The 23,877-nt window shown below is 69.8% G+C and carries 19 protein-coding genes; 5 read left to right on the forward strand and 14 right to left on the reverse strand.

Features of this window, described 5'->3' with window-relative positions; translation table 11 throughout:
• Positions 1 to 112 precede the first annotated feature (112 nt).
• Positions 113 to 589: a hypothetical protein gene (locus NC7_RS09160; protein ID WP_236573342.1), complete on the reverse strand. Its 477-nt coding sequence runs from the start codon at positions 587 to 589 to the stop codon at positions 113 to 115.
• A 119-nt stretch (positions 590 to 708) separates the two neighbouring features.
• Positions 709 to 3,132, reverse strand: coding sequence for a transketolase C-terminal domain-containing protein (locus tag NC7_RS09165; RefSeq protein ID WP_067981071.1), 2,424 nt, complete (start codon positions 3,130 to 3,132; stop codon positions 709 to 711).
• Between the two features lie 702 nt (positions 3,133 to 3,834).
• Between NC7_RS09165 and NC7_RS09175 the strand changes: the two genes are divergently transcribed.
• Positions 3,835 to 4,371, forward strand: a complete 537-nt coding sequence (locus tag NC7_RS09175; protein ID WP_157101902.1) for a hypothetical protein — start codon at positions 3,835 to 3,837, stop codon at positions 4,369 to 4,371.
• Between the two features lie 93 nt (positions 4,372 to 4,464).
• On the opposite strand, the gene pgl is transcribed toward NC7_RS09175, so the two are convergent.
• Genes pgl through tkt form a run of 5 tightly spaced genes read right to left on the reverse strand, consistent with a single transcriptional unit; the run spans position 4,465 to position 11,015 of the window.
• Entirely contained in the window at positions 4,465 to 5,262 is a 798-nt protein-coding gene (pgl, locus tag NC7_RS09180) for a 6-phosphogluconolactonase (protein ID WP_084458221.1), read from the reverse strand.
• A complete protein-coding gene (gene opcA, locus NC7_RS09185) occupies positions 5,255 to 6,163 on the reverse strand; it encodes a glucose-6-phosphate dehydrogenase assembly protein OpcA (protein ID WP_174550216.1) in 909 nt (302 codons plus the stop codon). The genes pgl and opcA overlap by 8 nt, the downstream gene beginning before the upstream one ends.
• A complete protein-coding gene (gene zwf, locus NC7_RS09190) occupies positions 6,160 to 7,728 on the reverse strand; it encodes a glucose-6-phosphate dehydrogenase (protein ID WP_067981075.1) in 1,569 nt (522 codons plus the stop codon). The genes opcA and zwf overlap by 4 nt, the downstream gene beginning before the upstream one ends.
• 4 nt (positions 7,729 to 7,732) lie before the next feature.
• The gene (tal, locus tag NC7_RS09195; RefSeq protein WP_067981076.1) at positions 7,733 to 8,869 is read right to left on the reverse strand and encodes a transaldolase; all 1,137 of its coding nucleotides are present in this window, start codon (positions 8,867 to 8,869) and stop codon (positions 7,733 to 7,735) included.
• Between the two features lie 4 nt (positions 8,870 to 8,873).
• The gene (gene tkt / locus NC7_RS09200) at positions 8,874 to 11,015 is read right to left on the reverse strand and encodes a transketolase (protein ID WP_067981077.1); all 2,142 of its coding nucleotides are present in this window, start codon (positions 11,013 to 11,015) and stop codon (positions 8,874 to 8,876) included.
• 550 nt (positions 11,016 to 11,565) lie between these two features.
• Here tkt and NC7_RS09205 point away from each other — a divergent pair.
• Positions 11,566 to 12,558: a heme o synthase gene (locus NC7_RS09205; protein ID WP_067981078.1), complete on the forward strand. Its 993-nt coding sequence runs from the start codon at positions 11,566 to 11,568 to the stop codon at positions 12,556 to 12,558.
• Between the two features lie 59 nt (positions 12,559 to 12,617).
• Here NC7_RS09205 and NC7_RS09210 read toward each other — a convergent pair whose 3' ends face one another.
• On the reverse strand, positions 12,618 to 14,075 hold the full coding sequence (locus NC7_RS09210) for an FAD-dependent monooxygenase (protein WP_067981079.1): 1,458 nt from the start codon (positions 14,073 to 14,075) through the stop codon (positions 12,618 to 12,620).
• Between the two features lie 96 nt (positions 14,076 to 14,171).
• On the opposite strand from NC7_RS09210, the gene NC7_RS09215 reads away from it, so the two are divergent.
• Complete coding sequence (locus NC7_RS09215; RefSeq protein WP_067981080.1) at positions 14,172 to 14,774, forward strand: TetR/AcrR family transcriptional regulator; 603 nt, start codon at positions 14,172 to 14,174, stop codon at positions 14,772 to 14,774.
• 147 nt (positions 14,775 to 14,921) lie between these two features.
• On the opposite strand, the gene NC7_RS09220 is transcribed toward NC7_RS09215, so the two are convergent.
• A complete protein-coding gene (locus NC7_RS09220; protein WP_067981081.1) occupies positions 14,922 to 15,887 on the reverse strand; it encodes a quinone oxidoreductase family protein in 966 nt (321 codons plus the stop codon).
• 76 nt (positions 15,888 to 15,963) lie between these two features.
• Between NC7_RS09220 and NC7_RS09225 the strand changes: the two genes are divergently transcribed.
• A complete protein-coding gene (locus NC7_RS09225; RefSeq protein ID WP_067981082.1) occupies positions 15,964 to 16,329 on the forward strand; it encodes a hypothetical protein in 366 nt (121 codons plus the stop codon).
• Between the two features lie 89 nt (positions 16,330 to 16,418).
• Here the strand turns inward: NC7_RS09225 and NC7_RS09230 are convergent, their stop codons facing one another.
• The 5 genes from NC7_RS09230 to NC7_RS09250 form a co-directional block, all read right to left on the reverse strand.
• Positions 16,419 to 17,390: a COX15/CtaA family protein gene (locus tag NC7_RS09230; protein WP_067981083.1), complete on the reverse strand. Its 972-nt coding sequence runs from the start codon at positions 17,388 to 17,390 to the stop codon at positions 16,419 to 16,421.
• A gap of 67 nt (positions 17,391 to 17,457) precedes the next feature.
• On the reverse strand, positions 17,458 to 18,237 hold the full coding sequence (locus tag NC7_RS09235; RefSeq protein WP_067981084.1) for an ABC transporter permease: 780 nt from the start codon (positions 18,235 to 18,237) through the stop codon (positions 17,458 to 17,460).
• Positions 18,234 to 19,169, reverse strand: coding sequence for an ABC transporter ATP-binding protein (locus NC7_RS09240; protein WP_174550217.1), 936 nt, complete (start codon positions 19,167 to 19,169; stop codon positions 18,234 to 18,236). The genes NC7_RS09235 and NC7_RS09240 overlap by 4 nt, the downstream gene beginning before the upstream one ends.
• Positions 19,163 to 20,878 (reverse strand): polyprenol phosphomannose-dependent alpha 1,6 mannosyltransferase MptB, encoded by a 1,716-nt coding sequence (gene mptB / locus NC7_RS09245; protein ID WP_067981086.1) that lies wholly within the window; start codon positions 20,876 to 20,878, stop codon positions 19,163 to 19,165. Before mptB ends, NC7_RS09240 begins: the two co-directional genes overlap by 7 nt.
• A gap of 124 nt (positions 20,879 to 21,002) precedes the next feature.
• The gene (locus NC7_RS09250) at positions 21,003 to 21,917 is read right to left on the reverse strand and encodes a rhomboid family intramembrane serine protease (RefSeq protein ID WP_067981087.1); all 915 of its coding nucleotides are present in this window, start codon (positions 21,915 to 21,917) and stop codon (positions 21,003 to 21,005) included.
• 188 nt (positions 21,918 to 22,105) lie between these two features.
• On the opposite strand from NC7_RS09250, the gene NC7_RS09255 reads away from it, so the two are divergent.
• Entirely contained in the window at positions 22,106 to 23,581 is a 1,476-nt protein-coding gene (locus NC7_RS09255) for an FAD-dependent oxidoreductase (protein WP_067981088.1), read from the forward strand.
• The last annotated feature ends 296 nt before the right edge of the window (positions 23,582 to 23,877 follow it).

The raw sequence follows: 23,877 nt of genomic DNA on the forward strand, positions 1-23,877 counted from the left end.
GTTCCCGGCAAACCTACGGCACATCGCCCGCCCGTGACCCGGTTTCGGCGGCGGGTGTGTCTTCCGGCGGAGGGCCGAGGCGGCGGTTCGCGCGCCTCGGCGACAGCGGGGGTCAGCTGATGTCGATCGTGCCGTCGAACATCAGTGGTGTCGCGCCGGGCAGACAGTCGGTGAACGAGCTGCTCGGCATCGGCAGGCCGTAGCCGATCATGTTCGGTGCACCGTTCTCGCCCTTGCGCACGGTGATCTGGATGGCCATCGAATCCGGTGCGAAGACCATCACCGGTTCGGCCGTGGTGATCGGGTATACCAGCGACACGGTGTTGCCCTGAACCCGCAGGCAGGTGACCGGTCCGGTGACCTGCACCGGTAACGGCGTGTTCCCGATCTGCCCGGTGGCGACGTAGGTGCCGGTGGCGGGACCGTCGCCCTGTCCCTGTGCGTCGACGTGCAGGATGTTCAACCCGAGTACCTGCATGCTGCCGTCGATCGACACCGTCGCCGGTGCGGCCGCGGCCTGCCCCGCACCTGCGGCCAGCGCCGCTGCCGCCACCGTCGCGATGCCGAATCGTGTGAGCCCTTTCCTCATGACGAAATCCTCCGAGTAGACGAGTGTGTGCGGCGTGTACCCGGCTCACGGTCGCCAAACCGCGCCGAACACGTACTTCTCGACGGGTTTCGGCGAATTCCTCGCAAAGCGGACAGGATTCAGTGCAGCAGGGCCAGCGCCGCCTTGTCGATGTCCGTTTCGCCGAGTAGGACGGTGTCGGCCGCGGGTCCGAGCGGCACGAAACTGTCGGCGCTGGTGACGCGGGCGAGGGCGCCACGGTACCCGGCGTCGACGAGCGCGGTACAGATCGATTCCGACACGCCACCGCTGCGGCGGGTCTCGTCGGCCACCAGCACCCGGCCCGTGGCGCGCGCGTGGTCGAGCAGGTCCTCGACCGGCAGGGGATTCAACCACCGCAGATCCAGCACGCGCGCGTGCACGGCCTGGGCGGCGAGGCGGTCGGCGGCGCGCAGGCTCATCGGGACGCCGTTGCCGAAAGTGACGATGGTGAGGTCGGCGCCGTCGCCGTAGACGCGGGCGCTGCCGATCGCTACGTGCTCGGCGTTGGGCGAGGCGAGCCATGCTTCGTCGCCGGGATACAGGTCTCGGGTGTGATACAGCGCGATCGGCTCGACGAAGACGCACACCCGCCCGTCCACGCGCGCCGCCGAAACACACGTGCGCAGCAGGGCTGCGGCGTCGTCGGCGCGCGCCGGGACCGCCACCACGAGTCCGGGGACATCCCGCAGTGCGGCAAGAGAATTGTCGTTGTGGAAGTGCCCGCCGAATCCCTTCTGATAGGCGAGGCCCGCGATGCGAACGACCAGGGGATTGCGGTACTGCCCGTTGGAGAAGAACTGCAGCGTCGCCGCTTCGCCCCGGATCTGATCGGCCGCGTTGTGCACGTACGCCAGATACTGGATTTCCGGAATGGGCACGAACCCGGCCAGCGCGGTGCCGAGTGCGGTGCCGAGCACGGCCTGCTCGTCGAGCAAGGTGTCGAAGACTCGACGCGCCCCGAAACGCTTCCGCAGACCCTTCGTCACCCCGTACACCCCGCCCTTGCGACCCACGTCCTCACCGAAGACCAGTACGTCGGGGTCGCGGGCGAGAAGTTCGCCCAGGGTGTGGTTGATCGCCTGGGCGAGGGTCATCGGGGTGCTGTCAGCTGAGCCCTTGCCGACAGGTTCGGTTGGTGGCACTCCATTCCGCATCGGTGCAGTGGGCGGCGCCTCACTGCTTGCGAACTCGGCGGGGCCCGATCCCGTGGCGAGCGGAGCCGAGTCGACATCGGGCGGCGATGGCTCAGCGGAGACGGTGGGTCGAGCGAGTGCGGTGGGCGTCCTGGGAATGGGCTCGGCCGACTCGGCCTCGACGGACGTGAGTGCGTCGGCGTCGGCATCGGTCGGTGATGGTGTGGCGGCGAACGCAGACGTTGTGGGGGCCGATGCGGTGGTGCGCAGAACGTCCGCGCGGATGGCGGACGGGTGCACGGGGGCGAGGGGGGCCGTGACGGCCGTGGCCGAGGGCAGGCGTGCCTCGTGCACCACCTCGGCGCTGATCTCGCGCACGTGTTCGCCGATGCGGTCGTAGCGGGCGAGCAGGTCGGAGGTGTCGGTGACGCCGGTGGCGAGGAGGTAGCGGGCGGTCCCGAGCAGCGGGTCGCGGGTCAGGTCGGCGGCCATCTCGGCGGGGCCGCGGTAGCCCGCTTCCATATCCGAACCGGCGTGTCCGCCGAGCCGGACCGTGCGCAGGTGCAGGAAGACCGGAACGCGCCAGGTGCGAGCGAGGTACACCGCGTCCTCGGCGGCGCCGAGGACATCGGGCAGGTCGCAGCCGTCGGCGGCGAGGTAGGTCAGGCCGGGGCGGGGGCCGTAGGCGCGTTCGATCCAGTCCGGGGGTGTCGGGACGCTGATACCGAGCCCGTTGTCCTCGCACACGAAGACGATGGGCATCGGCACACCCTGGTGGGAGGCGTGCACGGCGGCGTTGATCGCGCCGGTCGCGGTCGAGTGGTTCGCCGAGGCGTCACCGAAGCTGCACACCACCACCGCGTCTCGTGGCCACGGGCACGACACACCCTGGCGCGCGGCTCTTTCCAATGCGAAGGCGAGGCCGACCGCACGGGGCAGGTGCGAGGCGATGGTCGAGGTCTGGGGAATGACGGACGCGGCCGCGCTGCCGAACACCTTGTGCCGCCCACCGGAGATCGGATCGCTCGCCGCCGCGACTACCCCCAGCAGCACATCCCTGATCGGATCGAGCCCCGGAACCCGCTTGCACCGCTGGACGAAGAACGCGCCGGACCGGTAGTGCAGCAGCGCGGGATCGTCCACCCGCAACGCCGCCGCCACAGCCGCATTCCCCTCGTGCCCCGAGGACCCGATGCTGTAGAACCCCTGCCTAGCAGCCCCCAGTCGCCGGGCCGCCAGGTCGAGGTGCCTACTCGCGACCTGCGATTCGAACAGCTCCAGCCCGAACGCGGCATCGATCCCGGCGTCGACCGCCGCCACCTCGAGCCCGACCACCGCCCTGCGAAACGCCGCGTCCAGATCGACCGACCCCGCACCCACCTCGCCCATTGCCACTCCTCGCCCGAAGTCGAGCCGACGCGGACCCGCCGCCGTGCCGAGAGTCCCGATGCTATCGCCGCGACCACCCGTCCATCGTTGACTCGCGCGAACGACTCGTCCGCCGCGGAGCGCGCGTCGAGGGCCGACCCTCACCCGATCGGACACCGCAGGGCGGGCTTGTTCGACCGCGATCGACTCCTGGCGTCTCCGGCGTGAGCGGCGGCGGGTACGAACACAGGGTCGCGCGTAAGCGGTAGGGTCCGTGCGGGACTTGTTGAAGGAGGGGGCATGACTGCAGGTGGGCCGGTGGACCGGTTCGAAGAAATCGGCCACGGAGCATTTCCGCCGCCGAATCCGCAGCAACACGGTCGATTCGGTGTGCCGCCGCAGCGCACACCGAACGGCGGACCGCCACAACCGGGGCCATATGGTCAGCCTGCGCAATCGGCAGCTCCCGGTCAGCGGCCACATCCGGGGCCCTGTGTTCAGCCGCCGCAACCGGCGGCTCCCGGTCAACCCAAGCAATTAGCGGCCGCCGGTCAGCCGCCGCAGCCGGGGTCTTATGGCCAGCCGCCGCATGCGGGGCCATACGGTCAGCCGGTGCAACCGACGGCCCCCGGTCAGCCCGGGCACTATGGACAGCCGCCGAACGGGCCGCACGGTGCACCGCCGCATGGTGTTCCCCTGTCTCACCCTGGCGCGAATCATGGTGTGCCGCAGCAACCTTCGTTGCCGACCGGGCCGGAGGAAAGTCCTGTCGTCCGGGCGTACCTCGCCGCCGTCGCCCAGCACATGGCCATGGGCGGTCTGCAGGTGAGTCGCAACTGGGTTGGTCCGGTATTCACCACCATCGGCATCGGGGCGGTGATCAAGAGCGCCCTGAACCCGATCGAATTGGCCGTGTGCGTCGGCTACGTCGGTGAGATCTCCCCGGCCACCGTCGCCGGATTCACCCGTCAGGTGGACGAGTTCGCTCGCGCCATTCGCCGCCCGAGTGCGTTCGCGGTGAAGGGCGGAGCCTGTGCGGTCGCCGCCCTGGTGTCCGAACGGGTGCACCCGGCCGCATTCGGTGCGGTGACGAACAAGCCCATGAGCTTCGGCACCGTGGTGGTTCCGGCCGTCGTCGACCTGAGCGGCCGCCAGCGGGTGATCGCGCAGAACACCCCGATGATCGGGCTGGCGCTGTGGAGCACGGTCCGCAACAAGGCCGCCGGTTATCTTCCCGACCCGCGCGTCGTGCTCGGCTGACCGGCCGGTGAATCCGTGCCGGTGTCGATGCCGGGTACGGCGTCTTTCGGCGACTGACGGTGCCGATCACATCGGCACCGTCAGCGCGCATGGTCACTCGTCTTCGTCGTCCACGTCGACCAGCAGGTCCGTGGCCGCGGCCTCGTCGATCACCCAGGTGGTCGACTCGATGCCGACCGCGCCCGCGGAGGGGACATCGTCGGGGGAGGCGCCGTTGACCGCCGCGGCCACGGCGGCGGCCTTGCCTTCACCGCTGACGACCAGCATGACGTGCCGCGAGCGGTGCACGGCGGGCAGCGTCAGCGAGACGCGGGTGGGTGGCGGCTTGGGGCAGTCGTGAACCGCCACAACGTAATCCGTCTGCTCGCGGACGGCGGGGGAGTGCGGGAAGATCGAGTCGATGTGCCCCTCGGGGCCCATGCCGAGCACTGTCAGGTCGATGTCGCCACGCTCGTCGAGTTCGGTGTGGAGCAGCTGGGCGTATGCGGCCGCGGCGGCCTCCGGCGAACCATAGGCGCCGTCCGACGGCGCGATCGGGAACACCTTCGCCGGATCCAGCGCGACGAAGTCGAGCAGCGCCTCGCGCGCCTGCAGTTCGTTGCGGTCCGGGTCGCCCGCCGGGACGAAACGTTCGTCGCCCCAGTAGACGTACAGATTCGACCAGTCGATGTCGCCGGGGGCCTGTCGCACCTTCTCCAGCAGGCGGATACCGTCGCTGCCGCCGGTGAGCGACACCGACGCGCTGCCGCGCTCGGCCTGGGCGGCGACGATCACGGCGACGAAACGTTCCGCGGCGGCGTCGGCGAGCAGTTCCTTGTCGTCGTGCACCTCGACGGTGTTGGCGGGGAATTCCTCGCCCAGCTCGTCGTGCAGGTCGATGCGGTCACTCATAGGTCACCTTTTCGATTCCGGCGAGCGCCTCGGCGTAGATCTCGTCGGCGTCGAGCCGACGCAGCTCCTCGGCGAGGCAATCGCGAGTTTCCCGGCGCGCCAGCGCGATTCGCTGGTCGGGGGCACCGGTGCGGGTCAGCGTTGCCGTCCTCCCCAATTGCGGTCGAGCGATGGCGATCGAATCGGTGGCGCGGCGGATCTCGACCCGCAGCTCACCGGTCCGGCGGACGACCGGGCAGTCCAGGCGCGCGGCCAACCACCCCGCCAGCGTATCCAGCGCGGGCTCGCTGGCCAGCCCGGACACGCTCACCGACAGCACCGGCTCGAACGGCGGTTCGTCCAGCGCGGCGGCCAGCAGCGCCCGCCAGTAGGTGATGCGGCTCCACGACAGATCCGTGTCACCCGAGGCGTAGGAGGCGCGTCGCTTGGCCAGCGCGGCCTGCGGGTCGGGCGCGAAGGTGGCGTCGGTGATGCGGCGCTTGGCCAGCTTGCCCACCGAGTCCTGCGACGGGAAGTCCGGCGCGCCACGCGGCCACCACGCCACCACGGGCGTGTCGGGCAGCAGGAACGGGGTGACCACGCTGCTCTCGTGATTCACCAGCGGCCCCTGCAATCGCAGCACGATCACCTCGGCCGCACCGGCGTCGCCGCCCACCCGGATCTGGGCGTCGAGGCGGGTCTCGGCGTCACGGTCGCCGCGCGCGAGGACGATCACGCGGCAGGGGTGTTCGCGGCTGGCGTCGTTGGCGGCGTCGATCGCGTCCTCGGCCTCCGACGAATCCAGCGTGCACACCACGAGGGTGAGCACCCGGCCCTGGGTGATGACACCGTTAGACTCGCGCAACTGCACCATCCGCTTGGCGACATCGACGGTGGTCGTGTCGGGCATGTCGACGATCACGGGCGCCGCCATTCGCGTCCGCTGCGCGCGAGCATCTCGTCGGCCGACCCCGGACCCCAGGTACCGGCCTCGTACGGTTCGGGTTTGCCCTCGGCCGCCCAGTGCGCGATGACCGGATCGAGGATGCGCCAGGACAATTCGACCTCCGCGTTGACGGGAAACAGGGACGGCACCCCGAGCAGCACGTCGAGGATGAGTCGTTCGTACGCCTCGGGGGAGGACTCGGTGAACGCCTCTCCGTAGCTGAAGTCCATGTTCACATCGCGCACCTCCATCCCCGAGCCGGGCACCTTGGACCCGAAGCGCAGCGTGATGCCCTCGTCCGGCTGCACCCGGATGACCAGGGCGTTCTGGCCGAGCTCCTCGGTCATGGTCTGGTCGAAGGGCAGGTGCGGCGCGCGCTTGAACACCACCGCGATCTCGGTGACCCTGCGGCCGAGGCGTTTTCCGGTGCGCAGGTAGAACGGCACCCCGGCCCAGCGGCGGTTCTCCACGTGCAGGGTGATCGCGGCGTAGGTCTCGGTGCGCGACTGCGGGTCGAATCCCTCTTCCTGATGCAGGCCGATCACGTGTTCGCTGCCCTGCCAGCCCTCGGTGTACTGACCGCGCGCGGTCGTCTCGTCCAGGGGCTCGACGAGTTTCGTCGCCGACAGTGCCTTGATCTTCTCGGTGGTGAGCTGCATCGGTTCGAAGGAGGTCGGTTCCTCCATGGCGGTGAGCGCCAGCAGTTGCAGCAGGTGGTTCTGGATGACGTCGCGCGCCGCGCCGATGCCGTCGTAATAGCCCGCGCGCCCGCCCAGGCCGATGTCCTCGGCCATGGTGATCTGCACGCTGTCGACGAAGTTGGCGTTCCAGATCGGCTCGTAGAGCTCGTTGGCGAAGCGCAGCGCCAGGATGTTCTGCACCGTCTCCTTGCCGAGATAGTGGTCGATGCGGAACACCTGCTCCTCCGGGAACACCCGGTTCACCAGGGCGTTGAGCTCCTTGGCGCTGGCTAGGTCGTGCCCGAACGGCTTCTCGATCACCACGCGCCGCCACGGCGTGTACCCCTCGGGGCGCGGGGCGGCCTTGGCGAGGTCGTGTTCGGAGAGCTGGTCGAGAACCACCGGGAACATGTTCGGTGGAATCGACAGGTAGAAGGCGTAATTGCCGCCGGTGCCCCGGGTTTCGTCGAGGTCGGCCAGGGTGGCGGCGAGAGTGGCGAAGGCGGTGTCGTCGTCGAAACTGCCCTGCACGAAGCGCAACCCCTCGGCCAGGCGGTCCCAGACCTCCGGACGGAACGGGGTGCGCGCGTGCTGCTTCACCGCGCTGAGCACGACATCGGCGAAATCCTGGTCGTCGTAGTCGCGCCTGGCGAAGCCGACCAGGGCGAAACCAGGGGGCAACAGCCCCTGGTTCGCCAGGTCGTAGATGGCAGGCATCAGCTTCTTACGGGACAGGTCTCCGGTGACACCGAAGATCACCAGGCAGCACGGGCCCGCGATGAAGGGGACCCGCTTGTCACGTTCGTCGCGCAGCGGGTTGTGCCACAGCCCCGCCTGATCCGTCGTTGCTGTGCCTGCCATCGGTTCAGTTGCCTCCTGCCGCCGCGGTGCGCAGTTCCTCGGTGGTGGCGTCGATCAGTTCGCCCCAGGAGGCCTCGAACTTGTCGACACCCTCGCGCTCGAGCAGTTCGAACACCTCCGCCAGGTCGACACCGGCGGCTTCCAGATCGCCGAAGACCTGCGCGGCCTCGACGGCCTTGCCGCTGAGCGTGTCCCCGCGCACCTCGCCGTGGTCGGCGAAGGCCTGCAGCGTCTTCTCCGGCAGTGTGTTGACCGTGTTCGGGCCGACCAACTCGGTGACGTACAGGGTGTCGGGGTAGTCCGGGTTCTTCACCCCGGTGGAAGCCCACAGCGGCCGCTGCCGGTTGGCACCCTGCGAGGCCAGGTGGTTGTAGGTGGAGGTGTGCGCCCCACCGTCGAACACGTCCTGGTACTCGGCGTAGGCCAGGCGCGCGTTGGCGACACCGGCCTTGCCGCGCAGCGCCAGCGCCTCGGGGGTGCCGATGGCGTCCAGGCGCTTGTCGATCTCGGTGTCCACGCGGGAGACGAAGAACGACGCCACCGAGTGGATCTTGGCCAGGTCGTGTCCGGCCACCTTGGCCTGCCGCAGACCGTCGAGGTAGGCGCCCATCACCGCGCGGTAGCGCGGCACCGAGAAGATCAGCGTCACGTTCACGCTGATGCCCTCGGCGATCACCGAGGTGATCGCGGGCAGGCCCGCCTCGGTGGCCGGGATCTTGATGAACAGATTCTTGCGGTCGACGATCTTCCACAGTTCCACCGCTTGCGCGACGGTCTTGTCGGCGTCGAAGGCGAAGCGCGGGTCGACCTCGATCGACACGCGGCCGTCGACACCGTTGCTCGCCTCGAACACCGGGGCGAGCACGTCGCAGGCGGCGCGCACATCGTCGGTGGTGATGGTGCGGATGGCCGCGTCGGCGTCGGCGCCCTGGGCCGCAAGGTCTTTCACCTGCGCGTCGTAGGCGTGTCCGACGCTCAGCGCGGCCTGGAAGATGGACGGGTTGGTGGTGACACCGACGACGCTGCGGGTCGCGACCAGGTCGGCCAGGTTGCCGGACTTGATGCGGTCGCGGGACAGATCGTCGAGCCACACCGAGACCCCCGCTGCCGCGAGTGCGGCGAGATTCTCGTTCTGTGCCATGGTTTTACCCCTTCACCTTGTCGAGCGTGCGCTGCGCGGCGGCGACGACGGCATCGGCGGTGATACCGAATTCGCTGTAGAGCTTCTTGAAGTTCGCGGACGCGCCGAAGTGCTCGATCGACACGACCTCGCCCGCGTCACCGACGAGCCGGTGCCACGGCATCGCGATCCCGGCCTCGACGACGACCCTGGCGCGCACGGCGGGCGGGAACACCTCGTCGCGGTAGGCCTGGTCCTGGGCGTCGAACCATTCCACACACGGCATCGAGACCACGCGGGTCGGAATGCCCTGTGCTTCCAGGGTAGTGCGGGCCTCGACGGCCAGCTGCAGCTCCGAACCGGTGCCGACCAGGATCAGCTCCGGGGTGCCGGTGGACGCCTCGGCCAGCACGTAGCCGCCGCGGCGCACGCCCTCGTAGCTGGTGCCCTCGAGGGTCGGCACGTCCTGGCGGGTCAGCGCCAGCGCGGACGGACCGTCCTGGTGGGGGGCGTCGTAGGTGTGGAAGTGCGAGGCGTGCTCGTCGGAGTCGCGCTCGAGGATGGTGCGCCAGGCGTAGGCGGTCTCGTTGGCGTCGCCGGGGCGGACCACGTTGAGGCCGGGGATGGCGCGCAGCGCGGCCAGGTGCTCGATCGGCTGGTGCGTCGGGCCGTCCTCGCCGAGGCCGATGGAGTCGTGGGTCCACACGTAGATCGCGGGCACCCGCATCAGCGCGGCCAGGCGGACCGCCGGGCGCATGTAGTCGGAGAACACCAGGAAGGTGCCGCCGTAGGGGCGGGTCGGGCCGTGCAGGGCGATGCCGTTGAGGATCGAGCCCATGGCGTGCTCACGGATACCGAAGTGCAGGGTGCGGCCGTAGGGCTGCGCCTTCCACATACCGGTGGAGATCGCCTCGGGACCGAAGCTGGGCTGACCGGGCATGGTGGTGTTGTTGGACTCGGCCAGGTCGGCCGAACCGCCCCACAGCTCGGGCAGCACGTCGGCGAGCGAGGCGATCACCTTGCCGGAGGCCTTACGGGTGGCCATGCCCTTCGGGTCGGGCTCGAAGATCGGCAGGCTCTCGGTCCAGCCCTTGGGCAGCGACCGGGTCAGCAGGCGGTCGAACAGTTCCTTGTTCGCCGGGTTCGCCTCGGCCCAGGCGTCGAAGTCCTTCTGCCACTTCGCCTTCGCCTCGGCGCCCCGGGTCAGCGCCTTGCGGGTGTGCTCGATGACGGCCGGGTCGACATCGAAGGACTTGTCCGGGTCGAAGCCCAGCGCCTTCTTCACCGCGGCGACCTCGTCGGGGCCGAGCGCGGCGCCGTGCACGCCACCGGTGTTCATCTTGTTCGGGGCGGGGAAGCCGATGATGGTGCGCAGGATGATGATCGACGGCTTGTCGGTCACCGCCTTGGCCGCCTCGATGGCCGCCTCGATCGCCACCACGTCCTCGCCGCCCAGGACGGTCTGCACGTGCCAGCCGTAGGCCTCGTAGCGCGCGGCCACGTCCTCGGTGAAGGCGATGTCGGTGTTGTCCTCGATGGAGATCTCGTTGTCGTCGTAGATCAGCACGAGGTTGCCCAGCTGTTGGGTGCCCGCGATCGAGGAGGCCTCGGCGGTGACGCCCTCCTGCATGTCACCGTCGGAGGCGATGACGAAGATGTGGTGGTCGAACGGGCTCGCACCGGTCGGGGCGTCGGGATCGAACAGGCCGCGCTCGCGCCGCGCCGCCATCGCCATGCCCACCGCGGAGGCCAGACCCTGGCCGAGCGGGCCGGTGGTGATCTCGACACCGTCGGTGTGGCGGAACTCGGGGTGGCCGGGGGTCAGCGAATCCCACTGGCGCAGCTGCTCGAGGTCCGACAGTTCCAGGCCGAAACCGGCCAGGTACAGCTGGATGTAGAGGGTGAGGCTGGAATGGCCACACGAGAGCACGAAGCGGTCGCGCCCCGACCAGCTCGGATCGGCCGGGTCGTGGCGCATGACGCGCTGGAAGAGGCTGTAGGCGACGGGGGCGAGGCTCATCGCGGTGCCCGGGTGACCGTTGCCCGCCTTCTGCACCGCGTCGGCGGCGAGAACACGGGCGGTATCGACGGCCTTGGTGTCCAGGTCCGTCCAGTCGCTGGGGTAGTTCCGCTGAGTGAGGGCGCGAATGTCGTCTGTGACTGACACGACCGTGGTTCTCCTGACCTAGGTTTCGTCGACGGCGAGTAGATGGCAGCGGCGATGATGTCGTTCGGACCGCACGCGGCCGAGGGACGTACCGATGTACAGGAATACCCTAGAGGTGTTGCTCCACCTGATCGGCGCGAACCCTGAGTGTGAGTCTAGTTGCCCTTCCCGCGATCACGCTCGGGGTCGTCTCCGGGACCCGGCGCGGCGCGCGGCACGCCGTTCACCTGCGTGTCGGGACCGGTTCACCCCGCAGACAGCGGCGCGAATCGGTCACGGTCGCGGCGCGCCTCCGCCTCTGGACCGACCGGAGGGCGCGACGAAGGAGTGCCCGGAGGGAGGGAAGAGGCGGAGTCAAGCGCCGCGACCCGCCGCGCCAGCGGCCGATGACACCGCGCGACCCGCCGCGCCAGCGGCCCATGACACCGCGCGACCCGCGGCGCCAGCCGCCTGTGTCACCGTCTACCATCGTCTGTAGTAGTGGCCGCGCCGCAGCCGCGCGCTGCTCGTTCCAATGCCGGATGCGAAGCACAGCGTGCGAGGAGAAACAGTGCGGATCGGTAACCAGCCGGGTAGTAGCGGTGCGCACGGTTCCTCGTCGACGGCCCTGGCCGATCGGCTCGCGGGCCACAGCGTGTTCGCCCGGATCGTGCGTAAGCCACTGGCCTACATCGCGCTCACCAAGCCGCGGGTCATCGAGCTGTTGCTCGTCGCGACCATCCCGACCATGCTCCTGGCCGATCGGGGCAATGTCGACATCCGGCTGATCCTGGTCACCCTGTTCGGTGGCTGGATGGGCGCGGCCAGCGCCAACACGCTGAACTGTGTCGCCGACGCCGACATCGACAAGGTGATGAAGCGGACCGCGCGTCGCCCGCTGGCCCGCGACGCGGTGCCGACCTCCCATGCCTTCGTCTTCGGTGTGACGCTCGGGATCATCTCCTTCGCCTGGCTGTGGTGGCAGGCCAACCTGCTCAGCGGCGTGCTCGTGGTGGCGACGATCCTGTTCTACGTCTTCGTCTACACCAAGGGCCTCAAGCGCCGGACCTCACAGAACGTGGTGTGGGGTGGCGCGGCGGGCTGCATGCCCGCCCTCGTCGGCTGGTCGGCGGTCACCGGGACCATCGGCTGGCCCGCGATCGTGCTGTTCGCGGTGATCTTCTTCTGGACGCCGCCGCACACCTGGGCGCTGGCGATGCGCTACAAGGAGGACTACCGCGCGGCCGGGGTGCCGATGCTGCCGGTGGTCGCGACCGAGCAGGTCGTCACCAAGCAGATCGTCATCTATACCTGGCTCACCGTGCTGGCCACCCTCGCGCTCGTCCCGGCGACCGGTGTCGTCTACGCGGCGGTCGCCCTGGTCGCCGGTGCCTGGTTCCTGCTGATGGCCCACCAGCTCTATGCCGGTGTACGCCGCGGCGAATCGGTGAAGCCACTGCGGCTGTTCCTGCAGTCCAACAACTATCTGGCCGTGGTCTTCTGTGGTTTGGCGGTGGACTCGGTGCTCGGCTGGACCACGCTGGGCAGCATCGTCGGCCTCTGACGCCGTCGAACACCGGTGGCCGGGCACGGGGTGCTCGGCCACCGGTGTGTTCGGACGGTCTACCGCCGGTGGGCGAGGTGGCCGTCCGGTCGGATCAGGATCCGGGTGCCGGGGGTGGCCGCGTAGGCGGAGAAAGCGTGCCCGCCGGTGTCGAAGAGCGTCGTGGACGCGGTGGCTTCGGGATGGTCCGGGCGAGCGGCTCGCCGAATCTCGATCGTGCGAACAGTCGGGTCGTCAGCGGGTGTGGAGCCGCGGTCCGTCGGGCCCGTGAAACGCAGCAGGGTGGCGTGGGGGCCGCGGAAGACGTCGAACAGGCGGATCGGGCGGCCGGTCGCGTCGTGGAGCGGGGCGTCCGGTGCGCGATCGCCCGCGACGAGCGGACCGTGGTCGTCGGGGGAGCGGTAGGTGATGCCGAGCTGGCGAGTTTCGGGGCCGCGGCGCATCGCGTCCGGGTCGCCGTCGACGAGTTTGTCGAGGAGTTCGGTGCTCAGGTCGAGGACGCGCGCCGCGACCGTGCGGCGCTCGGATTCGTAGGTGTCGAGCGGGGCGGTGTCGCCGTCGAGGGCGGCGGCCAGCTTCCAGCCGAGGTTGTAGGCGTCCTGGACGCCGGTGTTGAGGCCTTGTCCGCCGGTCGGTGGATGGACGTGGGCGGCATCGCCCGCGAGCAGGACCCGGCCGACGCGGAAGCGCTCGGCGAGGCGAATGTTGGGGCGCCACACCGTGATCCAGGATAGGTCGCGCGGGGTCAGCCCGAGTGCCGGGGCGTGGCGGTCGGTCAGGTCCCGCAGGGTGGCCAGGTCCGGGGCCCGGTCCTCGACCAGTGGTGCGGCGAACTGGAAACGCCGCCCACCCGGAAGCGGTGACAGGCTGAAGCCGTTCATCGGCTGGTCGGGCGCGGCGGCGAACCAATAGCCGAATTCGTGGTCGAGTTCGTCGACACGGACATCGCCGAGCAGCATCTCGACCGACTCGTCGGTGCGGCCCTCGAACGCGATCCCGAGACGTTTGCGCACGGTGCTCGCCCCGCCGTCGGTGCCGACGAGATACCGCGCGTGGACGATCTCCTCGCCGCCATCGCGTCGCAGTCGCGCCGTGACACCGCTGTCGTTCTGGGTGAAGTCGACCAGCGCCGTGCCGAATTCGGCCCGCACACCCAGCTCGGCCAGCCTGGCGCGCAGAATCGCCTCGGTGTCGGATTGGCCGAGGACCCACCCGTTCGGGTACGGCACGTCCGGTGTCGGTGCCACCGGTTCGGCCATGCGGTGCTCGCCGACGAACTCACCCGCGAAATAGGCGCGAATGACCGGGACGTCGCGTCCGGCCGCCGATACCGCATCGAGGACGCCGAGATCGTCGAACACCTCCAGCGTTCGTGGCTGGATCCCGTCACCGCGCGAGCCCTGGAAGGGCCGCGCGGCGCGATCGACGAGCCGGACATCCATCCCGCGCCGCGCGAGATCGATGGCGAGGGTGAGGCCGCTCGGACCCGCACCGGCGACAAGTATCTGATCGGACATGAGGACTTCCTCCCGAAACGATAACTGAATCCACATTCAGTGAAGATGAATTCAGTTTCAGTATTGGTAGCGTGCCTGTCAAGGAGGTGACCTCGAATGGGTGGCAGCAGGCGCGAGAAATCCGCGGAGACCGAGCAGGCGCTCAAGGACGCCGCGCGGCAGGTGTTCGCCGAACATGGCTACCTGAACGCGAAGATCACCGACATCACCGCCGCCGCGGGCCGGGCCGCGGGCTCGTTCTACAACCACTTCGCGAGCAAAGAGGAACTGCTCCAGGCGTTGCTCGCCGATATCGCCGCTGCTGGGGACGAACGCGCCGTCGATCCCGAACACAGCGGGGACTTCGCCGATCCGGCCGCCGTGCGCTACCACGTGCGCGGCTACTGGACCTTCGCCAGAGAGAACACCGCCGTGCTCCGCGCGATCGGGCAGGCCGCGCAGGTCAGCCCCGAATTCGCCCGGATCGTCGCGGGTTTCGGCACCGCGCAGCGCGCCGACATCGCGGGCCACGTATCCGATTTCCCCGATCGTGGCCTCCGCCTGCCGGGTTCGGTCGACGCCAGCCTCGCGATGATGTTCGCCGCGGTCGACGGGACGCTGCGCATGGTCGAGGACGGATCGGTGACGCTGACCGACGAAGAGGCCATCGAGTCGATCACACGGTTCGTCTACCGAGGGCTCACGGGCCGCGACTACTGACGAATGCTCGACGCAGGCGGCGTAGCAGCCGGTACCGGCTGGGCTGGGGACCGGCGCCGACTCGTGGTGGGGCCCGAGGTAGGCGACGGAAACGGCCGGTACGGGCTGGGTGCAGGTACCGGCCGGGGTCGGTGTGACGCGGTAGGGCTAGGGGAGCAGGACGATGGAACCGGTGGTTGTGCGGGCCGCCAGGTCGCGGTGGGCCTCGGCGGCGTCGGCGAGGGGGTAGGTGGCACCGACGCGCAGCTTCAGCGCGCCCTCGGCGATGGCGTTGAAGACATCTGTTGCGCGCCACAGGAATTCGGTGCGGTCGCGGGTGTAGGCGCCCAGCGACGGGCGGGTGAGCCAGAGCGAACCGGCGGGGTTGAGGCGTTGCGGATCGAACGGCGGGACCGGGCCGCTGGCCGCACCGAACAGGGCGAGGGTGCCGCGCACCCGCAACGAGGCGAGACTCGCCTCGAACGTGCTCGCGCCGACACCGTCGTAGACCGCGGCCACCCCTTGACCGTCGGTGAGGTCGCGGACCCGGGCGGCGAGGTCGTCGTCGTAGCGCAGGACCTCCGTGGCGCCCGCCTCGCGCGAGAGCTGCTCCTTGGCATCGGTGGAGACCGTGGTGACGACCCGGGCGCCCTTGGCGGCGGCCAGCTGGGTGAGCAACAGACCCACACCCCCCGCGCCCGCGTGCACCAGCACCGCATCGCCCGGTTCGGGGGTGAAGACCGATTCGACCAGGTAGTGCGCGGTCATGCCCTGCAAGAGGGCCGCCGCCGCGACGGTCGGTTCCACGCCCTCGGGCACCTTCACCGCGACGGCCTCGTCGACGGCCACGCGCTGCGCGTAGCTGCCCGGTGCCGCCGCCCACGCCACCCGATCGCCGACGGTGAACTCGGTGACCTCGGGTCCGACCTCCGCCACCACGCCGGTGCCTTCGGAACCCGGGATATATGGGGTGGCCTGCGGATACAACCCGGTGCGGAAGTAGATGTCGATGTAGTTCACACCGATGGCGTCGGTGTCGACGAGCAGTTGTCTCGGCTCGATTCGCGGAGCCTCGACCTCCACCGACCGCAGAACCTCGGGACCACCGTGCTCGGAAACCTGAATCGCGCGCATGAGATCTCTTTGTACACCCCGTGTCCGCTGTCACTCGGGGGTGGACGCGAAACTACCCCCCGGTAAACTATCGCCCATGAGTACAACCGCCGCGCCCGAGGCCGTGAAGGTGCCCGCCGAGGTCGAGAAGTCCATCGCGAAGTTCGTCGCCCAGCACGGCGGTTCGGGCACGGCGGTGCTGCAGTACATCGGCGAGCAGGGTGTGCGCATCACCCTCGTCGGCGAGGACGGGGTGCTCGGTGACCGGGTCGTGGCCGACCTGGCGACCGCCAAGGCCATCGTCGAGCGCGTCGACGGGCTCACCGAAGCCGACGAGTGGGACCGCGAGCTGGTCTCCAAGGTGACCCCGGCCAAGGGCCACTGGGCCAAGATGGCGGGCTGGGTCGCTCGCTCGACCAAGTTCCCGAAAGCCCGCAACGCGAACGCGTTCCCGGGAGCCTGATCCCGCGACGTCGATCCGAGCGTTCCGAACCGGTCGCCGCAGCCCTCGCGAGGTGAGGTCGCGGCGACCGTGTGGTTTCCGGAGGGTGGTCAGTGCGTAGCCGCGGCGGTGACGGCCGGGGCGGCGACGGTCTCGCGGGTGCGCAGGGACGCCCACAGGGCGGCGGTGGCGGCGGTGCAGGCCGCGGCGCCACCGACGTGGATGGCGACCAGCGCGGCGGGGACGTCGGTGAAGTACTGCACGACCCCGACCAGTGCCTGCGCGAGGACGATGCCGAGGAGCACGAACAGCCGCTTGCGGATCGCCGGTGTGATGCCGACGGCGTAGAGACCGAAGGCCAAGCCGATGAGCAGGGCCAGGTAGCCGATGAGCAGTTGCGAGTGCAGATGCACGAGGGTGACGATTTCGACCTCGAGGCGGGCCACCGGCCGGTCGATGCTCTTGTCACCCGCGTGCGGTCCGGCGGCGGTGACCAGCGTGCCCGCGATCAACACACCCGCCAGCGCCACACCGCTCAGCGCGGTGAGCCAGCGTAGGGGCGCGGGGACCTGCACGGTATCGATGCCGTCGTCGGGCTGGCCGATCTTGGCGTAGAGCACCACCGCCAGCCACACCATCACCATCGAGGCGAGCAGGTGCACGGCCACCGTCCACCACAGCAGGCCGGTGCGCACGGTGATGCCACCGATGATCGCCTGGACGACGGTGCCGCCGGGCATCAGCCAGGCGTAGACGAGGACTTCCTTGCGCCGCCGCGCCCGGACCACGGCCAGCACGATCAGCGCCGCGCACAGCGTCACCACGAAGGTGAGTAGGCGGTTGCCGAACTCCACCGTCTGGTGCAGCACGGGCACCTCTGACACCCCGACGGGGGTGAAGCTGCCGGGGAAGCACTGCGGCCAGGTGGGGCAACCGAGACCGGACGCGGTGACGCGCACGATCGCGCCGGTCACCGAGATCCCGGCCTGGCTCAGAATCACCGCGAGGGCGACGAGCCGCTGGGTCCGCAGCGAGGGGAGTGGCAGCCGGTCGACGAGGCCAACGAAGGCGCGATACAGCACGTCACGATGGTACTGGCAGGAAATTCCGGCTCGATACCCGGGCTACTACAGTGCGTCGTTGGTCACGTCAGCTGAAGCGGAACAGCCGGGTGGCCAGCCAGCCGCACAGCACGCCCCACGCAGCGAGCACCGCGACACCGAACCAGTCGATCGCGCCGGTCAGGGCCGCTTCCAGGGCGTAGGCCAGTGCGCCCGACGGGACCAATCGCGCGATCACCGTGAGCGCGTCGGGCACGGTGTCGACGAGCACGAGGCTGGCGATGCCGAGCATCACGAACCACAGGATATTGGCCAGCGCGAGCACGATCTCGGCCTTGAGGGTGCCGCCGAGCAGCAGACCCATCGCCGCGAACGTCGCCGTGCCCAGCGCGATCACCAGGGCACCGAGGGCGAGCCCACCGACACCCGGCCGCCAGCCCAGCGCCATCCCGATGGCCCCGAGCAGCACCGCCTGCAGCACCACGACGATCAGGACGGCCGCGCATTTGCCCGCGATGACACCCCAGCGCGGCAACGGGGTGGCGCCGAGCCGTTTGAGGGCGCCGTAGCGGCGGTCGAAGCCGACCGCGATGGCCTGACCGGTGAACGCCGTCGACATCACCGCGGTCATCATCACCATCGGCACGACCCGGTTCACCCGGTCCGCGCCGAGGTCGCCGAACGGGAGCAGCGTGAGCCCGATCAGCAGGGTGATCGGGATGAACATGGTGAGCAGCAGTTGTTCGCCGTTGCGCAGCAGCAGTTTCAGCTCGAGTGTGGTCTGCGCGGTGAGCATCGCGGCGCGCGAGGCGGGGCGGGGGTCGGGGGTGAAGGTGCCGGGCTGGAACCGGCTCACGGTCTCGGTCATCCGCGCAGGTCCCGTCCGGTGAGTTCGAGGAAGACGTCTTCGAGACGCCGCTGATCGATGCGGATGTCGGTGGCGAGCACGTCCATCCGCGCGCACCAGGCGGTGACCGTCGCCAGCACCTGCGGGGTGATCTCACCCTCGACCAGGTAGGTGCCCGGCGTGGTCTCGTGCGGCGAGAACCCTTCGGGCAGCGCGGATTTCAGCAGAGCGACATCGAGTTTCGGTGGAGCGCAGAAACGCAGCTGCCCGGCGGCGCCGTGCGCGGTGACCTCGGCCGGGGTGCCCTCGGCGACGATCTCGCCGTGGTCGATGATGACGAGTTGGTCGGCGAGCTGTTCGGCCTCGTCCATCAGGTGCGTGGTGAGCACGACGCTCACGCCGTCGCGGCGCAGGGCGTCGATGAGCTCCCAGACGATCAACCGGGCCTGGGCGTCCAGTCCGGCCGTCGGTTCGTCGAGGAACACGATCTCCGGCCTGCCGACCAGGGCGCACGCGAGCGCGAGGCGCTGTTGCTGACCGCCCGAGAGGCGCCGGTAGGGGGTGCGGCGGTTGTCCCGCAGGCCGAGAGTGCGCAGCAGCCAGTCGGGGTCGAGGGGATTCGCGGAGTAGGCCGCGACCAGGTCGAGCATCTCGCCCGCGCGGGCGCCGGGGTAGGCGCCGCCGCCCTGCAGCATCACGCCGATACGTGGCCGCAGCTGCTCGGAGTCGGCGATCGGGTCGAGGCCGAGCACCCGGACCGCGCCCGCGTCGGGGCGCACGAAGCCCTCGCACATCTCCACGGTGGTGGTCTTGCCCGCGCCGTTGGGGCCGAGCAGCGCGAAGACCTGCGCCCGCTCCACGTCGAAACGCAGGCCGTCCACCGCGGTGGTGTCGCCGTAGCGCTTGACCACGCCGTCGACGCTAACGGCGGGTCCCGGGCTTCTCGTCACGATGTGACACGGTAAGCCGTGCCCTCCTGTGACGGAGCCGACACCCCCGCCTGGGCCCGCCACGGCAGGGTGTGCCGGGTGAGGACGTAGAACAGCGCGAAGCACACCGCGGCCGCCAGGGCAGCACCGATGATCTGGAAGACCTGGAACTCGGCGCCGCGCGGCATGACGAGCATCGATACCACCGCCGAGAACGCCACGGCGGGAACGCGGAACACCGGTTGGGTGGCCCAGGCGGCCAATGGAACGATCGCCCACAACAGGTACCAGGGCTGGACCACCGGGAACAGCAGCACGATCGCGCCGAGCGACACCCCGAGCGCCCCGACCGGGTGCAGTCGGCCGGTGCCGGTCGCCACCAGCATGCGCACCGTCACCAAGCCCGCGACGAGGCCCGCGATGGGCCGGGTGATCGACAGCAGCGCGGTGGTGTGGTCGCCGAGACCGAGCAGTACCCCGCCGAATCCGGTGATGACGCCGATCACCGTCGGCAGCGACATCCAACTGCGTACCGCGTTGGCGACGCTGAGCGTGTGCATCCAGCCGAAACCGAGTCCGCTGGCCGAACTCACGAGAAGCGTGGTGACCCCGGCGATCACCGCGAGCAGGGCAGCGGCCTTGGCGACGGCGAGCAGGGTGCCGCCCCAGCGTCGCGCCAGTGCCATACCGACGAAACCCAGCGCGATGATGGAGGTGAGTTTGATCGACGACGACAGCGTGATCACCACCGCGCCGCCGATCAGCAGGGCGTAGCCGCGGGCGTCGAGCGGGGGCATGTGCCCGGTGAGCGTGTCGCGGGTACCGCCGTCGCCGTAGATGGCGCGCAGCGTGAGTTCCATACCCGCCAGCATCAGGCCGATCATCAGCGCGTCGTTGTGCACGCCGCCGACCAGGTGGAACAGGACGAGGGGATTGGCCGCGCCGAGCCACAACGCGCTCACCGGCGCCACCCCGCAGCGCACCGACAGGCGGGGCAGCGCCCACACGATCAGCGCGACACCGGCCAGGGCGAGCAACCGGTGCACCCACACCCCGGCGATGATGTTGTCGCCGGTGAGTTCGGCGATGCCGCGACCGATCCACAGGAACAGCGGGCCGTACGGCGCCGGTGTGTCACGCCAGATGGTCGGCACATTGTTGGTGAGGACGTTGTCGATGCCGAGCCCGGCGACGGGCCCCTCGGCGTAGGGGTCGATGCCGCGCGCGGCGATCTCGCTCTGGGCCAGGTAGGAGTAGACGTCGTTGCTGAACATCGGCGGCGCCACCGACAGTGGGATGATCCACAGCAGCAGCGTGCGGTCGAGTTGGGAGCGGGTCAGGCGGTGCGGCGGTGATCCGGCGAGACCGCCGATCGCGAAGCGGCCCAGCAGCAACCACGCCCCGATCACCAGCACGGTGCCGAACATGCACATCGCGAGCGATCCGGTGTGCGCGCGGGCGAAGATGCCGAGCACCCGCACCCCTGATACCGGATTCTGATGGACCGGCTGGGCGCCGATGCCCAGTGCGGCGATGGCCATCAGCACGGTGCCGGTGGCGCCCATCAGCCGAATGCGGTCCAGTTGGGCGCGTTCGCGTTTGTCGAGGCCGGGGACCTCGGTCTCGTCGCGGTGCAGGGCCGCGACGGTGTGATCGGGCGCGGGTACGTCGAACCCGAGGGCTCGTCGCCCGAACGCCAGTGTCTTGCGCGCCGCGCCCTCCAGTACCGCCACGGAGTCGAAGCCTAGTGCGCTCGGCGCCGATCGTTGCGCCACCGGCCGCCGTGGACGTCCCCACCAGCGGGAACCCGGCGCACCTGTGCGCCACCGGCGGCGGACGTCGACGTGACGGCGGGAGCTAGGCGGGCACGGTGACCATCGGGGGAGTGATGAAGGGTGGTTGCGTGCGCAACCAGAGGGCGGCCGCGATGATGACGGCCAGGCAGATCACCGTGACCAGGCCCATCGCGATCCATCCGAGGCGCTGCGCCGAACGTAGATCCCGTGCTGACAGCCAGCCGGGGACGAACAGGATGCCCAGCGCGCTGAGCGTGCCCGCCGCGAGTCCACCGAGGTGACCCCACAGCGAGATCCCCGGCAGCGAGAAGCTGATGAGCACGTTGACGCCGATCACCACCAGCATCGGAGTCGGGCTCTGGCGCAACCGGATGAGCGTCACCGTCACGGCGCCGAACAGGCCGTACACCGCGCCCGACGCGCCCGCGGTCATGGTGTACGGATCCGACAGCGCCATCACCGCCGCCGAACCGCCGAGCAGCGAGACCAGATACAGGCACCCGTAGGTGACCCGGCCGAGCACTTGCTCGAGATCGCGTCCGACGACGTAGAGCGCGAACATGTTGACGAGCAGATGGATCGCGCCGTAGTGCAGGAACCCCGAACCGAGCACCCGCCACCACTCACCGTCGGCGACCAGCAGCGGGACCAGCACGAACTCGCCGAACACCGACGAACCGCGATGGTTTTGCATCGGGTTGCCCGCCTGCGCGGCGGTCACCAGGTAGAGCAGGACATTGATCGCGATGAGCCCGTAGGTCACCATCGGTACCGGCGACGCGCCCGCCCGCGCGCCCGCGACGGTGCGCACCTGCCGTACGTCGCGCTGACCCTGCCGGACGCAGTCCACACAGTGCTGGCCGACGGCGGCCGAGCGTAGGCATTCGGGGCAGGCGGGGCGGCCGCAGCGAGTACACGCGAGGCCGGTCGGCCGGTCGGGGTGGCGGACGCACGTCTGTGCGGGCGGGTGTGACACATGGTCATCGTGCCATGAGTCACCGACACGAGGCGGGCTGTGAGAACGTCGTCGGTCGGCGGCTCGCCCAGGTTCCCGGCGACGGGAGACGATCTGTACCTCGGCGAGGCGCACGGGTCGGCCGAGGGGTGCGGCGGTCCGGTGGGCGTGTCCGGTTTCGACCGGCCAGGCCGGGCTATGCGCTCCCCATGACGTCTCTGTGGTTGAACAACGCCGAAGTCCCCGCCCGGTTACGGCTGACCCCCGGTTCGCACTTCGACATCGTCGTCCTCGGCGCGGGCATCGTCGGGTTGACGACCGCGCTGCTGCTGGCCCAGCAGGGCCGGGAGGTGGCGGTGCTCGAGGCGAAGCGGGTCGGCGCGGGCACCACGGCCGCGTCGACGGCGAAAGTCTCACTGCTGCAGGGCACCCGGGCCCAGACCATCGCCCGCAGGCACGGCATCGCGACCCTCTCGCGCTACCTCGCCGCCAATCTCGACGGGTTCGACTGGCTGCTGGATTTCTGCGCCGGTCGCGACCTCGCCGTCGAGCGCGTGGCCGCTTACACCTATGCCCAGAACGAATCCGAGATGTCCGCTGTCCGGGCGGAATTCGAGGCGACGCGGTCGGCCGGTCTGCCCACCGACCTGGTCGACGACGTCGACGTACCGTTCCCGCTGCACGGTGCCGTGCGGCTGCGCGAGCAGGCCCAGCTCAACCCGATGGCCTTCCTGGCCGCCCTCGCCGCCGAAGTCGAAACCCAGGGCGGGTCGATCTTCGAATCGACGCGCGCGCAACGGCTTCGCCACCACGACGGCCGGGTGGTGATCGGTACCGAACACGGCGAGGTGGACGCGAACAACGTCGTCGTCGCGACCGGAACACCGATTTTCGACCGGGGTGGCTACTTCGCCCGCGTCACCGCCCAGCGCTCCTATCTGGCCGCGTTCAAGGTGCCAGGGCCGGTGCCGGAGGAGATGTACATCAGTGCGGGACAACCGATCCGGTCGCTGCGCCGCTACCCGGCCGACGACGTGCTCCTGGTCGGCGGCAGCGGTCACGAGGTGGGCCGCGAGGACTCCGCCGAGGCACATGTGCGAGACCTGCTCGACTGGACCGGTCGGTGGTTCCCCGGCGCGGAGCTGCTGCACCGCTGGTCGGCGCAGGACTATCACCCCGTCGGCGAGCTTCCCTATGTCGGCCCGCTCGTGCCCGGGCGCGAGGAAGTCCTCGTCGCCACGGGCTTCGCCAAGTGGGGTTTCACCAACGGCGCCGCCGCCGCGCTCGCTCTCGCGGGCCGCATCACCGGCGACGCTCCGAAATGGGCCGACACCCTCTCCGCCTGGCGGCTCGGCGAAGTCGCCTCCCTCCCGGCGGGCGCCCGCGCCAACGCGACCGTCGCTCGCTACCTGTCCACCGGCTGGCTGCACCTGCTCGGCGCCGACGGGCACAGCATCCCTCCGGAAGGCTGCGGCCGCGTCGAACGCCACGGGCTGGCTCCCACTGCCGTCTCCACCGTCGACGGCGTCACCACCGAGATCTCCGCGATCTGCCCTCACCTGGGCGGCATCCTGCACTGGAACGACGCCGAACGCACCTGGGACTGCCCCCTGCACGGCTCCCGCTTCGAACCCGACGGCGCCGTCATCGAGGGACCGGCCACCCACCCCCTCTCTCCCCGCTGAGCTGGACATCCGATCACCACGCTCTGGTGGCGGCGTCTCGCGAGAGCCTCGCGCCCGCGGAGCGTGGTGATCGAGTCCAGGGCGGATGTGTGCTGGTCTCGGAGTTGCTCGCCGGTGCGTGCGGGGATCTGCCCGGTGTGCGATGAGTCACCTCGTGCGGGCCGTGCGGGTCGGCGGGGGTGGGTCGCACCTGGGGTTTTGTCGAGGCGTGGCGGTGGCGGGATGTCTTCGTCGCAGGTCAGGGTGCCCTTGGCAAGGTGACCCTTATTAGATTTAGGGAAGTAATTCCGCCACAC

This window comes from Nocardia caishijiensis NBRC 108228 (assembly GCF_001612825.1).
In the GTDB taxonomy this organism is placed as follows: domain Bacteria; phylum Actinomycetota; class Actinomycetes; order Mycobacteriales; family Mycobacteriaceae; genus Nocardia; species Nocardia caishijiensis.